Genomic DNA, 15,493 nt, shown 5'->3' with positions numbered 1-15,493 from the left:
ATTAAACCTGAAAATTCAGCAAACTAAGCCCACTAGAATAATTAAAATTTGTGCAGAATTCAAACTAAACTAAGATTTTAGTAACCTTTTTGGATAAATTAAAGACAATCGCTTGTTAACAAATAAAATTTAGCTCTATCAGAGAAGAGCCTAAGCTCTAAAGAACAAATCTCTACAGGCTCACTAGTGTTGGGTGGGCTCTAAGCTCTGTGTAAACGGTGAATTCGATGAATAACGCGTCGATTAACCTGGCGATGTTTTACATATTTCTTATTAGAATTAATTTTTAAGGGCTTATTTGCTTCCCCCTCAGTACCAGTGATCGCTTCTTCTCCTGAGGCGGAGGTAGGAGTCTGATCCAGTTCTTTGCAGGCAGTAAAACCCAGACAGAGCATAAGTATTAGTACTATCCCAGATTTTCTTACTTTCATAATCCCTCACTATTAAATAAATCCCTAAAAATGTACTAGGTCACGCCCCTTCTTGTCTCTACATTCCGTCATCCAGAGCGCAATGAAGGATCTCCGGGATGAGCACAGTGCCTTATTCAAGAGATCCTTCGCTGTGCTCTGGATGACGGTGACAGGGCTGACCTAAAAATAAGCATTAACCGCCAAAATAATTGTATCACTGCGGCGTCCTAAATTAACTCTATCCCTTGGCAGATAAACAGGTAACTGCTGCCCAGTCGCAAGAGAATGCCTGCCATAATTTATGTCATGCTCATAGCCAAGGCTTTGCGTGGTATTTCGCCATAAGGAAGTTGTAAAAGTCATTGTATATTCTGTAGCTGGCAATAACAGGGCAAGAGCTTGCTTTGTATAACCGTAGCCCAAAGCAAAGCTACTTGGTTTATTGAAGAAACTAAAGGCATAGGCAGCTTCCAAATCAAAGGCCTGTGGTCTCGCGCCCTTATGATTAAAGGTCATATCGATGGGAGCAAAGGCACGAGTGGCTGTCATATATTCCGAAATCAGACTATAAGGCCCAACTGTCAAACTTCCATAGAGATCAAACCCTGGTACTCTATGTCTTAATACACTTCCTCGCTGACAAGGAAAGGCAAAGCCGCCAAATACTGTACAGAGATCTGAAATTTGGCCATTCCGTTGTATTCCTTCTGCATCAGCGATATTGGAAATATAACCAAACCCAAGCTCAGCACTCCAATTTGTCTTAGAAATCAGGTAGTCAGCATTGATACCCCATTCATTAACTGCACTAGAATTAACGGAATTAACCGTTTCGCCATGATAGAAATAAACGGAGGCATCAAACTCGGTAACCCCTGAACTATGGCTATATCCCAATAATAAAGGACGCTCCGAGGTAGTAAACAGCGCAGCGGTCAAAGGACTATTAATTGTATAACTATTAAACTCTCCAAAGGGTAAATACATTTGTCCCACAGAGGCGTACCAGTCGGAGGTCTTAAGATTCCCTATTGTCATGAACCCTTGGTCAAGATACACCCGCGAGTTCGCTACTCTTGGACCAATTTGTGGTGGCGTCAGGCTGCTCGGAGACAGGTTGTCATAGTCAAAACTAAAAAACCCTGTCATCCACTTACCGATACCAGCAAGCCCAGTAATATTAGCGACGGTTAAATCAATATCACTATCTCCCCGCCCAACATAAGGACTGACAAGGCCAAGCTGAGCACCTAAGGTACCGCTTAGAACTAGATAAAACGGGGAGGTCTTTTGCTTGGAAAAGGCATTTTCTATCTCTTCACGGAATTGTAAGGCCAATAGATCTGCATTTTGCTGTGATAAATTGGTCAATAAATCCGAGCCATCATAAGCGGGTTCCTGTCCGAGATAAGGTGCAATTATGGGGTTATAACCGCCTAAGGTTCGCACCCTGTCTTGGGGTTTTTCCGCCTTAATCAGAGTAGCTTGAGTTTGCTTTGTTGTAACTTGAGTTGCCTTGGCTTTAGGCTTTTTAGCTGGTTTGACTCTAGGGGAGATTTTCTTCGAGGAAGGCTGTTTTTTAATGGCCTCTGGCTTATGCTCATTGCGATGCTCAGCAAGCTCTTTTTTTAATTGGGCAACCTCGTCTCTTAATGCACGAGTCTCCGCAATCAATGCTTTTATTTGCTCAGGATCCAACGACTCAGCAAGCCCATTTTTCATGACTAAAAGCAAAATTAATACAAGCACTCGTTGGAAAATTTGTTGCAACATATCCCTGTTTCTTAACCATCTATAAAACGATTAGAACACCGGGTATCTACCAAGCCAATACCCGGAAGCATAACAATAGTTCTTAGCCAAGAACCTCGTGAAGGAAGTTAGTCATTGCCTGTAACGCGCGCCGTTCAGCCTTGGCATTGTAGACTGTCCCTAATTGGGTATCATGCGCGTGAGGATTAGAGAAAGCATGTTGCGTATGACCATAGATGTGCATCTGCCAATCAACCTTGGCTTCGGTCATCTCCAGACAAAATTCATTGACATCAGCAGGCCTGACCATCGGATCATCATAGCCATGCAAGGCTAGAATCTTGGCATGGATTGTATGGTTAGGAAGTTGTTTTGGTTTACCTAGTAAGCCATGAAAACTAACAACCGCTTTGATTTCCGCTCCGCTGCGCGCTAGATCTAATGCACATAAGCCACCGAAACAAAAGCCGATAACTGCAATGCGGTTAATATCGACCTCAGGCATAGCAACTAAGGCATCAAAGGCAGCTCGAATACGCTCACGAAGCATACGACGATCATTGGCAAGAGGCTCCATTAGTCCCGTTTTCTCATGGGTTGACGCGCCTATGCGTCCATGACCGTACATATCTACAGCAAAACCCAAATACCCCATTTCTGCCAGCATCTCTGCTTTTTCACATGCAAAATCATTACGTCCAGACCAATCATGAACAACAAGGACAGCGGGTCGCGGTCTATCGTGACTATCATCATAGGCCAGGAAGCCATGTAGTTCTTGTTCACCATGATGATATAAATAATTTGAGGTGTGCATAGATAATCCTTTTTTCTACACTAACTTGAGTTAAAGTATTGCAGATTCTGCCAGACAGCTTTGAAAAATGCGAGCAATAGCTTTTGAACCGGATAAAATTTTTTAGGTACTAACGCCTTTTAGATTTTTTATGATAAATTTTTAAATAAATTCACAAAATTCAACCAGCTATGAAACCACTGCGTGTTTTCTTTGCTATTCGCTTACCTAAGCCTATACTAGCCTTGCTCAAAGAAATCCAAACTATTTTGAATCAGAGTCTGCCGGCCCATCAGGTACGCTGGACTCCTGTAGAAAATTTGCATGTTACCTTACAGTTTCTACAAAGCTTCCAACCTGCCGATCTAGCCATGTTAAGCGAGAAAATCCAAGGCATTCTAAGGGATAGCCACGCCTTTGACTTACAGTTAGGACAACTTGAATTTTTTCCAAGCATCAAACACCCTGTTGTGCTCGCCTTGCAAGCCGGACCTAATGAGGTTTTAGCAAATTTGGCAAAACTAATCAGTTCAGAAATAGCAGCCCTCAATTATCTGCCGGCTCAAGAGCATTTCCGCGGCCATCTGACAATTGGGCGTCTAGCCCATAGAAGACAGCAGACTTACTCACTTGACGCAATTAGATTATCTCCGATCCCTGCCGCTAAGATTAACGAGATTGTTTTATTTGAAAGCCAAACAGGGTCTGAGCACCAAATTTATACTGTTCTCAAACATTTCCATTTGGGGTGACCTTAGAGAGGATCAGCTATCTTGTTTCGGCAGAGCCAGGAACACTTCCATTTTTTATACTATTCTTACTAGATATAAACTAGTTGTTTTTGATTGAACTATTATAGAGTTAAAGCAAGGATAGGTAAGAATTATGATAGCCAATACAATAGCCGAACTGTTCGATTCAATTCATGCTAATTTATGTTATCAGGTGTTTATTACCCCACTTTATTTGCCTATAGAAAAGGAATACCGCGATTTTGCCAGAAAAGCGATAGAGTATTTTGCAACGAATCGAAGTCACAGCTATAAACTCGACATTCCTCGGCATCATGTCATTCACCATTTTGATCACCCGAAAAACCCCTTAGCACCCAAAATACTTATTGCCCATGGATGGATGTCTCGTGCCGCTTATATGACACGCCTTATTCGTGCGCTACATAAGCAGGGTTATCAGGTTTATGCCATTGATTTCCCGGCTCACGGCGAATCAAAAGGGATCCAGCTTCCCTGGACGGATGCTGTGATGATCTTACGCCAAACTATTAATAACTTCGGGCCCTTCTATGGGGTGGTTGGCCATTCCTTTGGCGGTTCAATGTTGTTAAACACACTGAATCTAGCCAGTAAGTTCCCTGAGTGGCGATTAAAAAAAGCACCGGAGAAAGCTATATTAATCGCGTCCCCCACAAGAATGCGAGTACCCGTTTCAAAATTAGCTAGACGCCTAAGGCTTAGTGGAAAGGGTTTTATTCTTTTGCGAGAAATCTTTCGCGACAGCGCAACAACCGATTTAAAACACCTTGATTTACACCATTTTATCAGTCACTCAACAACGCCCTTTCTATGCATTCATGGTGAGGAAGACCATTCGATCAAGCCCTATGAATCAACTATTTTCTGTGAGCATTACCCCTATGCCTCATTAGAGTTACTACCTGGCGTCAATCATGTCAGTGTATTAATTGATGAACGGGTAGAAAGTAAGGTCTGCCAATTTTTAGCTTCCTAACATTCCTAGGATTAATCGACAAATTACAAGTATTTAAGATGCGCCCAATATGGCTTTTCGTCGTTAATCTAGAGTTTGACGATAACGTGTAAGACCTATTCCCATAACCACTATCGTAAAGAAAATAATAGGCATGAGCTCCTGCCAAACTTCGACAAAGCCATTTCCTTTTAACAGAACGCCTCGCACGATTACAACAAAATGGGTCAAGGGTAGCATAGAACCAATCCATTGCGCCCACTCTGGCATTCCCCGAAAGGGAAACATAAAGCCTGAAAGCAAAATCGAGGGTAAAAAGAAAAACAATGCGGCTTGTACAGCTTGCAACTGGTTGGTTGCGATCGTTGAAAAGGTTAATCCCATCGCTAGATTCGCGGCAATAAAGGGTAGACAAAGTAACAATAAGAGAAAGATACTGCCTTGTATGGGGACACTGAATAAAAGTTTAGCAATAACTAAGATCACTAAGACCTGTATATAACCAACAATGATATAAGGCAAAATCTTACCAACCATAACCTCAATTGGCCTAAGTGGGGTGGCGAGTAAATTTTCCATCGTCCCTAATTCATACTCTTTGGTAATAGCAAGTGCGGTAATAACCACCATCGTCATAGTTAATACAACACCGAGCAAGCCTGGAACGATATTATAGGCGGTGATCGCCAGCGGGTTATAAACTGCATGAACTATGGGCTGATAAGGGGGAGAACTAGCAGCTATCTTTGCCAGCGGACCAACTAATTCTTCTTTTAAGGCCTGCAAAGAAAGTTCATTAAATACTGAAATAGCTCTGCTAGTTGCCGCGGGATCGGTTGCATCAGCCTCTAAGAGTAAAGAGGGCTTTAGCCCTTTGACCAAATCATGGGTGAAATTGATAGGAAAGTTAACAACAAATTGTACATCGCCTCTGCGTAATAATTCTTTGGCCTCTTTTTCACTGGATGCTGGGCTGACAAATTTGAAATAAGTCGAATTTTCCATAGAAACTAAAATCCGCCGGCTTAAATTACTATGGTCGGTATTCACTATTGCTGTCGGTAAATAGCGCGGGTTTGTATTGATTGCATAGCCAAATAAGATTAACTGTAATAGAGGAATACCAATAATCATTGCAAAGGTCCCCTTATCACGGCGCATTTGGATAAACTCCTTGGCCATGATGGCAAACATCCTTGTACTAGACCAGAATTTCAATGTGGTTCCCCTTGCGATTGATTCACCAGGGCAATAAAGGCATCCTCTAAAGTAGTTGCGATGAGTTGCCAATGAATAATGTATTTTTTGGCTAGCTCATTAAGCCCCTTTTCTACCCTTGCTATCTCATAACCACATACATGGAGCTGATTACCAAATAAGGCCACCTGTGTTACGCCATCGAGCTGTTTGCTCTCTTGCAATAACTTGGTGATCGCTTCTCCCGAAATCATCCAAGTATGAAGTTTAGTCGCCGCAATAACTTCTTTGATAGTTCCGGTAATTAACAAATGGCCATAGGCAAGATAGGCTAATCGGGTACAACGTTCTGCCTCATCCATATAGTGAGTCGATACCAAGGTGGTAACGCCTTGCTCACTGAGTAAATGAATCTTGTCCCAAAACTCACGGCGGGCAAGGGGGTCAACGCCAGCAGTCGGTTCATCGAGTAGTAACAAATTCGGTTGGTGCAATAAGCAAGCGGCCAAAGCAAGCCGTTGCTTCCAGCCCCCTGATAGTTCTTTGGTTAATTGCCGTCGACGATTTTGCAAACCAAGATCCTCCAAGGCTTTCTCAACTCGCTCTTTCCGCCGATCAAGACAATAAATTCTCGCCATCAGCATCAGGTTTTCCTGGATAGACAATTCATTATAAAAACTGAATTTCTGGGTCATATAGCCCACATGCTGTTTAATCTTTTTGGACTCTTCAATAATGTCATAACCCAGGCAGGTCCCTTGACCTGAATCCGGCGTTAACAAGCCGCATAACATGCGAATTGTGGTCGTTTTACCACTGCCATTTGGCCCGAGGAAACCAAAGATTTCCCCTTTTTTAACTTGCAAATTGACACTCTTGACCACTGGCTTATCGTCAAAGATTTTGCATAGCTCTTTTACATCAATAATCAATTCTTCATTCATCGCAGAATTACCGATACAGGTTGTCCAGGTTTAAAGCCTTCTGGATTCTTAATCTGAGCCCTGATTCGAAAAACCAGTTTGTCACTATTATCTCGGCTGTAAACTAAAGGAGGGATGTATTGAGCCTCGGGCGAAATATAATTGATTTCGGCCTCGTTCTTGTCTTTGCAACCGTCACAGTTGAAGTGAATAAGCTGGCCTCTATGTACAGCAGCAAGCTTGTCCAAGGGAATAAAAAACTCTATGCGAACATACTGCGGCGGCAACAAGGATAAAACTGCCTGTTGATCAGGAACGAATTCACCCTCACGGAAATAGGTATCAAAAATAAAACCATCGTCAGGCGCCTTCATGGTTTTTTGGGCTAACTGCCATTTGACCTCATTAAGACGAGCCGTTAGAGAAATAACCTGGGCTTCTTGGGCTTTAATCTGTTCGTCACGGCTACCCAATCTTGCTAATTGCAGGTTTTGCTCGTACTGCTCTTTTAAATTCTTTTGTTCCCTGTAGCGAGTTATCATGGCATCCACTGTATCCTTATCGACAGCATTCTTCTCCAACAGGGTAACATAGCGATTTACCCTGATCTCTGCGAGCTTCATCTCTGCATCAGCCTGCTCAATCTGGGCTTTAATCGCTTCAATTTCCGGGGTTCTACGCGGTTGTTCCAAATCATTCAGAACCTTATTGGCTTGCAATAAATTGGCCTCACCTTGTTTAACGATGAGCTCCTGGGGATTTTGGTCAAGTATAAAGAGCAATTGCCCGCGCTGGACATGTTCTCCGCGACTTACCAATAATTTTTTTAAAATACCCGAATAGGGCGAGGCAAGATAAACATTCTCCCCTTCAACATAGCCTTGATAAGTTTTTACATTATCTGAGGACCAACAGCCGACAAACATAGCTAAGATCAGGATAATGCTGCAATACTTTGCACTCATTAAGATTTATTTTTTATTTTATATTTATTGTCTTTAGTATAGATCACCCTAAAATAAAGCATAATAAAACTCTATATAAACATCAGGCCTAACTATGAAATACGATTTGATTGTTTTAGGTGGTGGTAGTGGTGGCATAGCCAGTGCTGTTCGTGCATCCCGCTATGGCGCTAAGGTTGCTATTGTTGAGCAAGAATATTTAGGTGGTACCTGCGTTAATCTTGGCTGCGTACCTAAAAAAATTATGTTTAATGCCTCTGCTGTTGCAGATACTCTCAGAAAAGCCCCTGATTTCGGGTTTAACCCTGTCGATGTCAAACTGAATTGGAAAAACCTGGTAAACAAGCGTAATGCTTTTATAGAAAAGCTCCGTGAAAATTATGCTAACCGTTTGGATCAAAACAAGATCTCTTATCTGCATGGGAAGGGCAGCTTTGTCAGCGCAGATACCGTCGAGGTTAATGGGGAGCGTTACCAGGCTGAGCACATTATTATCGCTACAGGTGGGGAGCCCTATATCCCAGAGGATTTTAATGGTGCAGAACACACCATTAATTCTGATGGGTTTTTCTCCTTAACAACAAGGCCCAACAAGGTTGCGATCATAGGCAGTGGTTATATAGGCGTTGAACTCGCAGGCGTACTGCATAGCCTGGGCGCAGAAACTCATTTGCTAATACGCGGTCAACACCCTTTAAGCCGCTTTGATAGTCTTTTGGGAGAAACCTTGCTTGAAATAATGCAGCAGCAAGGCATTCATTGCCATCTTAATCATCGTGCCCACACCATTAGTTTGCAAAAGGATCATCGTAAAGCGATTAAATGCCAAAATGAATCTAGCTTGTCAGATTTCGATACTGTTATCGTTGCCTTGGGGCGAATTCCACGTACCTATGATCTAAATCTCGACGCGATCGACCTACAAAGAGACAAAAGAGGCTTGATCACAGTGGATCGTTATCAGAATACAAATGTTCCAGGGATTTACGCTATTGGTGATGTTATCGATGGCCCGGCTCTGACTCCTGTCGCCATTGCTGCGGGTCGGCGCTTAGCAGATCGTCTCTTCGGTGGCCAAAAAGAAGCCCATCTTGACTATGACAATATTTGCTCTGTAATTTTTTCCCATCCGCCTATTGGTAGCGTAGGCCTATCTGAGGATGCAGCTATCGCACTCTATGGTGCTGAGCAAATCAAGATCTATAAAACTCGTTTTAATCCCTTATTTGATGCGCTTAGTGAAGAGAAAACGCCAACTGTTATGAAACTGGTTACCTTAGGTACAGAAGAAAAAATCATCGGCTTGCACGTGATAGGCTATGGTGCGGATGAAATGCTGCAGGGTTTCGGGGTTGCTGTTAAGATGGGCGCCTGTAAACGCGACTTTGATAATACAGTAGCTATACATCCCACTAGCGCAGAAGAAATAGTAACCATGGTGTAATTTAAATGAATGATGCAATTCGTCCTTTTGATAATAAATATCCTGAACTCGGCAAAGGAGTCTATATCGATCCTAAAGCGGTTGTAATTGGTGATGTGAAGCTTGGTAACGATGTGTCAGTTTGGCCAATGGCTGTTATCCGGGGCGACGTTAATTACATTACTATTGGCGACTTATCTAATGTTCAAGACGGCGCCATCTTACATGTTACCCACGATGGTCCTTTCACAAACCCAGGTGGCCAGCCTTTGATCATCGGTAAAGGAGTTACCATCGGCCACCAGGTTGTCTTACATGGTTGCCGTGTTGATGATTATTGTTTAATTGGCATGAATGCCCTAATTCTTGATGATGTCCATATTGAGCACCATGTCATGGTCGCAGCAGGTAGCCTTGTTTCCCCGGGTAAGATCTTGCAAAGCGGCTACCTTTATATGGGAAACCCAGCCAAGCTTGTCCGTCCCCTTAGTGATAAAGAACTAGATCATCTTGAGTACTCTGCTGAGCATTATAGTCGTCTTAAGAATAAGTACCTGGCGATAGACTAGATTTAGGTCAGCTCCCTAGGCCTAATATCGGGAACGAGCTTCGAACAAGCCTCCCTTCATCCGCCCTACGGGCACCTGCTCCCAATGTTTGGGGCGAAGGGAGTAATAGGTCACGCCCTCGCCCCTACATTCCGTCATCCTGAACAACCAACCCTCAGCTGCTCCTGCGCTACTCTAGTCCTATAATCCCTTAAATACTCAATTGCCTCATCACAAAGCTCCACAAATGGACTCATTTGCGCATATTCTTCTGGCAAAAGCGAAACATCTGCAGCCAGCGGCTTACGGCCACACTCCACCCATTTTGCCTTGAGTACGTTCCGCCTTAGCTTTTCTGGAACAACTTGTTCCCCTTGGAGCTTTAATTGATGGCTAATCACATTATCTTTTTCAAAGAGAGCGTTGACTTCGATATCATTAAGATCTTCAACAGGCATATCAACATTGATTCTAATTGGCCACAGAACACCGATATTCGGATTGGCTCCAGCTTCAAGTAATTCTTCAAGGCAAGCCTCTGTAGATGCCCAGCAAGACTCTGAACCTTGCCAATATAGTAATTGATGCAATGGAGACACTTCATTAGGAGCTGGCTGATAATCAGCATTGAGCCTCTTTTCAATAAAATAAGCTAATCCCTGCCAATCTCCATGTCTTGCACAGCTATGTAACAAAGATAAACGCTGCTGATCTACGATTGTGACAGCTGCTCCGTAACTTATTAAGATGCTTGCTATTTCTGTTTTAATTTTGTTCTTTTGATCAATATTAGGGCCTTGACCACCATATAAGTACAAAATACCTAGCGCAGTACTTTCCTCAAAAATATTAAAACAGTAATTTTGATACCTGCCTTCCGTCTTAATTATTTTTGTTGAGTTTGTTTCCAATGCGGGATTAGCACCACTTCGGCATAAAAAATCAACCTTATCTTTAACATGGCTATAGTCAGCTTTAATGACATTTCTTTTTTCGCCAAAACAACCATGACAACAACTCACAGCCAGATGTAAGGGAGTAAAATCAAAGTGGTTTTGCGCATTTGGATTTGCTCCGGCATCAACTAAACATTTCATAATTGCCAGGTTATTAAGGCGCTGTTTTTTAGCTGCCGACAATATTGTTAAACTTTGCCTATAAGACACGGGTTCAAAATCTTGGTGTGCCGCAATATGAAGCGGGGTATTTCCCAGTTCGTTAATAGACTGAACCTGTGAAAGTGCGGTCTTATCTTGCAAAAAACGCTTCACTACATCCAAATTGCTGCGCATAACAGCCGAATGTAAGGGTAAATTCCCCTTGATATCTTTCTGATCTAAGGTCAAACCATGTTGAATTAACAACTCTGCTATTGCAGGGTTATTAACCACGTGCAATAGCGTTTGGCCTTCCTGGTCACGTACAAACAAATCAAGTCCTGCTTGAATAAGTTGCTGCACTCTTGGCAAATTACCTGCGGTCACAGCTAAAAATAATTCTTTTATCTCACAATAATCAATAAAATCAATGACCTCTGGAGACGAAACTAAGTTAAGTGCTCGTTTCCCAGAAGAGTTGAGAACATCAAACTTAGCGCCATACCTGATTAGACGTTTCATATCCGCTAACCTGCCCTGAGTCATCGCTGCATCTAAGGCTTGGCTAAGAAATTGCCGTTGCCATTGCTCTACAGCTTTTAGCTTCACATCCAAATCACTACTGTAGCTCAAACAATCTAATAAGATATCAATTAAATAGTAGGCTCTGCCCTGTACCTGGATTGTAGTCCCGTATAAATGGTGTACATCATCAGTTGAAAAAGTTGACAAGGTATTCATTAATTGTTGTATTTGCAGATAAAAGAATTCGAAATCCTCTGGCTTCCTACTAACTCGTATTGAAGAATACGCACGGCAAATCATCTTTAAATCTATCAGTGCAGCGCCAGGAAACCCTCCTTTGTCTTGTAAAAAAGGCAGCTTTGTCTCCTGTAGGTATTTCCAGAAACTTGCATAGACACTGCCATCTAAGGCTCTAAGTGGTGCCTCCGAAGCTGCTTTCATACGAATACGGTATAGTTCGAGTATGGTAATTGGTCGTGATTTCTTTGTTTTCTCTTGTTCACTAGAAGTCCTAGCTGCTTCTAATGCCGTGAACAAATCACGGGTCGAGTCTGGGGCATTATTATGTGAAAGAAAGAGGTGACCTGTTTCGAATGAAGTTATTAGTTCCGATAAGTCAGTATTGCTACTAAGCCTCATCGTAGGTATCAACAGCAATAAATACGGCACCTCAAGGGTTGCTCCCAAATTCTTAGCGAGCATAATCCACGCTTGGCGTATTTCAGCTGCCGCAGAAATATTGAAGGTGTAATCGTAAAGCGAGTCGCTAATTGATTCACAGCGCTCAGCAAGAATCTGCTGAATCCAGGTGAGTTCTTCTGGGGTTAATTCTTCGTTGCCGTCACGTGTTTCATATTTTGACTTCAACAAATGAAGATGCTCTCGATCAAAGCTGTTTAGCCGCTCAGTTCGAAGCTCTAAATTGTGTATAAATTCCTGTATGTTGCGAACTAGCATAACCCTATATCCTTTTAAAATTCCATTAAAAAAAAAGCGACTAAATTAGTCGCTTCTTAGGATAAAGCCCTGGCGATGACCTACTTTCACATGGGGACACCCCACACTATCATCGGCGCTGGTCTGTTTCACTACTGAGTTCGAGATGGAGTCAGGTGGTTCCAAACCGCTATGGTCGCCAGGAAAACTGGTTACTGTCAGTTGGTTATCATTGGCCAACTTAACAGTCTGGTAAAGATTGATTAATCAGGTCTCACAAACGCCTGTGCTTTTTTGCACAGCTTGTCTTCGTTCTCAAACCCAACCCGAAGCAATTCAGGATATATGGTCAAGACAATCAGCCAATTAGTATGAGTTAGCTTCACGCATTACTACGCTTCCACACCTCACCTATCAACGTCGTAGTCTTCAACGGGCTTCATGGGAAAACTCATCTTGAGGGAGGCTTCCCGCTTAGATGCTTTCAGCGGTTATCCCGTCCGAACTTAGCTACCCGGCAATGCGACTGGCGTCACAACCGGTACACCAGAGGTTCGTCCACTCCGGTCCTCTCGTACTAGGAGCAGCTCCTCTCAATTTTCCTACGCCCACGGCAGATAGGGACCGAACTGTCTCACGACGTTCTAAACCCAGCTCGCGTACCACTTTAAATGGCGAACAGCCATACCCTTGGGACCTGCTTCAGCCCCAGGATGTGATGAGCCGACATCGAGGTGCCAAACACCGCCGTCGATATGAACTCTTGGGCGGTATCAGCCTGTTATCCCCGGAGTACCTTTTATCCGTTGAGCGATGGCCCTTCCATTCAGAACCACCGGATCACTAAGACCTACTTTCGTACCTGCTCGAGCCGTCACTCTCGCAGTCAAGCACCCTTTTGCCTTTACACTCTTGGTACGATGTCCGACCGTACCGAGGGTACCTTTGTGCTCCTCCGTTACTCTTTGGGAGGAGACCGCCCCAGTCAAACTACCCATCATACACTGTCCTCATCCAGGATTACTGGACCAAGTTAGAACCTCAATAACAACAGGGTGGTATTTCAAGGTCGGCTCCATGAGAACTAGCGTCCTCACTTCATAGCCTCCCACCTATCCTACACAGTTATCATCAAAGTCCAGTGCAAAACTATAGTAAAGGTTCACGGGGTCTTTCCGTCTAGCCGCGGGTACACTGCATCTTCACAGCGATTTCAATTTCACTGAGTCTCGGGTGGAGACAGTGTGGCCATCGTTACGCCATTCGTGCAGGTCGGAACTTACCCGACAAGGAATTTCGCTACCTTAGGACCGTTATAGTTACGGCCGCCGTTTACCGGGGCTTCGATCAAGAGCTTCTCCGAAGATGACCCCATCAATTAACCTTCCGGCACCGGGCAGGCGTCACACCCTATACGTCTTCTTACGAATTTGCAGAGTGCTGTGTTTTTAATAAACAGTCGCAGCCACCTGGTCTCTGCGGCCCTCTTTCGCTCAATGCGCAGGCATATCACAAAAAAGGGCGTACCTTCTCCCGAAGTTACGGTACCATTTTGCCTAGTTCCTTCACCCGAGTTCTCTCAAGCGCCTTAGTATTCTCTACCTGTCCACCTGTGTCGGTTTCCGGTACGGTTCTCTATAGGTTATGGCTAGCAGCTTTTCCTGGAAGCCTGGCATCAATGACTTCTCCGCACACCGTAGTGTCGGAACCACTTCGCACCTCAGCCGTCGCGAGAAACCGGATTTGCCAAGTCTCTCAGCCTACATGCAAGTACCGGGACAACCAACGCCCGGCTCACCTAGCCTTCTTCGTCCCCACTTCACCACCTATAAAAAGTCCAGGAATATTAACCTGGTTCCCATCAACTACGCATTTCTGCCTCGCCTTAGGGGCCGACTCACCCTGCTCCGATTAACGTCGTGCAGGAAACCTGGGACTTCCGGCGAGAGGGTTTTTCACCCTCTTTATCGTTACTCATGTCAGCATTCGCACTTCTGATACCTCCAGCAAACTTCTCAGTTCACCTTCATCAGCTTACAGAACGCTCCCCTACCACGTGCACTTAGTGCACATCCGCAGCTTCGGTGTATGGTTTTAGCCCCGTTACATCTTCCGCGCAGGCCGACTCGACCAGTGAGCTATTACGCTTTCTTTAAAGGGTGGCTGCTTCTAAGCCAACCTCCTGGCTGTCTATGCCTTCCCACATCGTTTCCCACTTAACCATAACTTTGGGACCTTAGCTGGCGGTCTGGGTTGTTTCCCTCTTCACGACGGACGTTAGCACCCGCCGTGTGTCTCCCGTGATTCAATTAGCCGGTATTCGGAGTTTGCATCGGTTTGGTAAGCCATGACAGCCCCCTAGCCGAAACAGTGCTCTACCCCCAGTAATCATTCACGAGGCGCTACCTAAATAGCTTTCGGGGAGAACCAGCTATCTCCGGGCTTGATTAGCCTTTCACTCCTAGCCACACGTCATCCGATAATTTTTCAACATTACCCGGTTCGGACCTCCAGTTGGTGTTACCCAACCTTCATCCTGCACATGGCTAGATCGCCCGGTTTCGGGTCTACTCCCAGCGACTCGCGCCCTATTCAGACTCGATTTCTCTACGGCTCCCTTAATAAGTTAACCTCGCCACTGAAAGTAACTCGCTGACCCATTATACAAAAGGTACGCAGTCACACATCCAAAGACATGCTCCCACTGCTTGTACGCAAACGGTTTCAGGTTCTATTTCACTCCCCTCTCCGGGGTTCTTTTCGCCTTTCCCTCACGGTACTGGTTCACTATCGGTCAGTAAGTAGTATTTAGCCTTGGATGATGGTCCACCCATCTTCAACCAGGATTACACGTGTCCCGGCCTACTTGTTCGCGTGCTTAGTTCTTCATCAATGCTTCGTATACGGGACTATCACCCTCTATCGTCGCACTTCCCAGAGCGTTCTACTCGCTATTGATGATAAATCACACCAGGCTCTTCCCCGTTCGCTCGCCGCTACTGAGAGAATCTCAATTGATTTCTTTTCCTTCGGGTACTTAGATGTTTCAGTTCCCCGAGTTCGCTTCTACAACCTATGTATTCAGTTGCAGATGACTGTATCACTACAGCCGGGTTCCCCCATTCGGACATCTTTGGTTAAACGCTCGTTTCCAGCTCACCAAAGCTTTTCGCAGGATTCCACGTCCTTC

11 protein-coding genes and 2 rRNA genes (1 of these 13 running past the window's edge) are annotated in these 15,493 nt (G+C 44.2%); 4 read left to right on the top strand and 9 right to left on the bottom strand.

Annotated features, from left to right (window positions below):
- Positions 1–200: 200 nt before the first annotated feature.
- From BN1094_RS03985 to BN1094_RS03975, 3 genes are all read right to left on the bottom strand, one after another.
- Positions 201–431: a hypothetical protein gene (locus BN1094_RS03985; protein WP_043873059.1), complete on the bottom strand. Its 231-nt coding sequence runs from the start codon at positions 429–431 to the stop codon at positions 201–203.
- Positions 432–593: 162 nt separating this feature from the next.
- Entirely contained in the window at positions 594–2,186 is a 1,593-nt protein-coding gene (locus tag BN1094_RS03980; protein ID WP_043873058.1) for an LbtU family siderophore porin, read from the bottom strand.
- 82 nt (positions 2,187–2,268) lie between these two features.
- Positions 2,269–2,982 carry a dienelactone hydrolase family protein gene (locus BN1094_RS03975; protein WP_043873057.1) on the bottom strand — a complete coding sequence of 238 codons (714 nt, stop codon included), beginning with the start codon at positions 2,980–2,982 and terminating at the stop codon, positions 2,269–2,271.
- 170 nt (positions 2,983–3,152) lie between these two features.
- On the opposite strand from BN1094_RS03975, the gene thpR reads away from it, so the two are divergent.
- Together thpR and BN1094_RS03965 are read left to right on the top strand one after the other, a co-directional pair.
- The gene (gene thpR / locus BN1094_RS03970; protein WP_043873056.1) at positions 3,153–3,713 is read left to right on the top strand and encodes an RNA 2',3'-cyclic phosphodiesterase; all 561 of its coding nucleotides are present in this window, start codon (positions 3,153–3,155) and stop codon (positions 3,711–3,713) included.
- A gap of 133 nt (positions 3,714–3,846) precedes the next feature.
- Positions 3,847–4,710: an alpha/beta fold hydrolase gene (locus BN1094_RS03965; RefSeq protein WP_043873055.1), complete on the top strand. Its 864-nt coding sequence runs from the start codon at positions 3,847–3,849 to the stop codon at positions 4,708–4,710.
- Between the two features lie 63 nt (positions 4,711–4,773).
- On the opposite strand, the gene BN1094_RS03960 is transcribed toward BN1094_RS03965, so the two are convergent.
- Genes BN1094_RS03960 through BN1094_RS03950 form a run of 3 tightly spaced genes read right to left on the bottom strand, consistent with a single transcriptional unit; the run spans position 4,774 to position 7,774 of the window.
- Positions 4,774–5,871: an ABC transporter permease gene (locus tag BN1094_RS03960; protein WP_281175041.1), complete on the bottom strand. Its 1,098-nt coding sequence runs from the start codon at positions 5,869–5,871 to the stop codon at positions 4,774–4,776.
- 32 nt (positions 5,872–5,903) lie between these two features.
- Entirely contained in the window at positions 5,904–6,830 is a 927-nt protein-coding gene (locus BN1094_RS03955; protein ID WP_043873053.1) for an ABC transporter ATP-binding protein, read from the bottom strand.
- Positions 6,827–7,774: an HlyD family secretion protein gene (locus BN1094_RS03950; RefSeq protein WP_081934979.1), complete on the bottom strand. Its 948-nt coding sequence runs from the start codon at positions 7,772–7,774 to the stop codon at positions 6,827–6,829. The genes BN1094_RS03955 and BN1094_RS03950 overlap by 4 nt, the downstream gene beginning before the upstream one ends.
- A gap of 94 nt (positions 7,775–7,868) precedes the next feature.
- Between BN1094_RS03950 and gorA the strand changes: the two genes are divergently transcribed.
- Together gorA and BN1094_RS03940 are read left to right on the top strand one after the other, a co-directional pair.
- Positions 7,869–9,218, top strand: coding sequence for a glutathione-disulfide reductase (gene gorA, locus BN1094_RS03945; RefSeq protein ID WP_043873051.1), 1,350 nt, complete (start codon positions 7,869–7,871; stop codon positions 9,216–9,218).
- Between the two features lie 5 nt (positions 9,219–9,223).
- The gene (locus tag BN1094_RS03940; protein WP_043873050.1) at positions 9,224–9,766 is read left to right on the top strand and encodes a gamma carbonic anhydrase family protein; all 543 of its coding nucleotides are present in this window, start codon (positions 9,224–9,226) and stop codon (positions 9,764–9,766) included.
- Between the two features lie 134 nt (positions 9,767–9,900).
- Here the strand turns inward: BN1094_RS03940 and BN1094_RS03935 are convergent, their stop codons facing one another.
- The 3 genes from BN1094_RS03935 to BN1094_RS03925 form a co-directional block, all read right to left on the bottom strand.
- A complete protein-coding gene (locus tag BN1094_RS03935) occupies positions 9,901–12,324 on the bottom strand; it encodes an ankyrin repeat domain-containing protein (RefSeq protein ID WP_043873049.1) in 2,424 nt (807 codons plus the stop codon).
- A 67-nt stretch (positions 12,325–12,391) separates the two neighbouring features.
- Positions 12,392–12,507 (bottom strand): 5S ribosomal RNA (gene rrf, locus BN1094_RS03930).
- A 141-nt stretch (positions 12,508–12,648) separates the two neighbouring features.
- Positions 12,649–15,493 (bottom strand): 23S ribosomal RNA (locus BN1094_RS03925); it runs 50 nt beyond the window's last position.

The sequence above is a fragment of the Legionella massiliensis genome, assembly GCF_000756815.1.
Classification (GTDB): domain Bacteria; phylum Pseudomonadota; class Gammaproteobacteria; order Legionellales; family Legionellaceae; genus Tatlockia; species Tatlockia massiliensis.
Note: the sequence above shows the minus strand (reverse complement) of the source record. Positions and strands in the feature narration are given on the sequence as shown.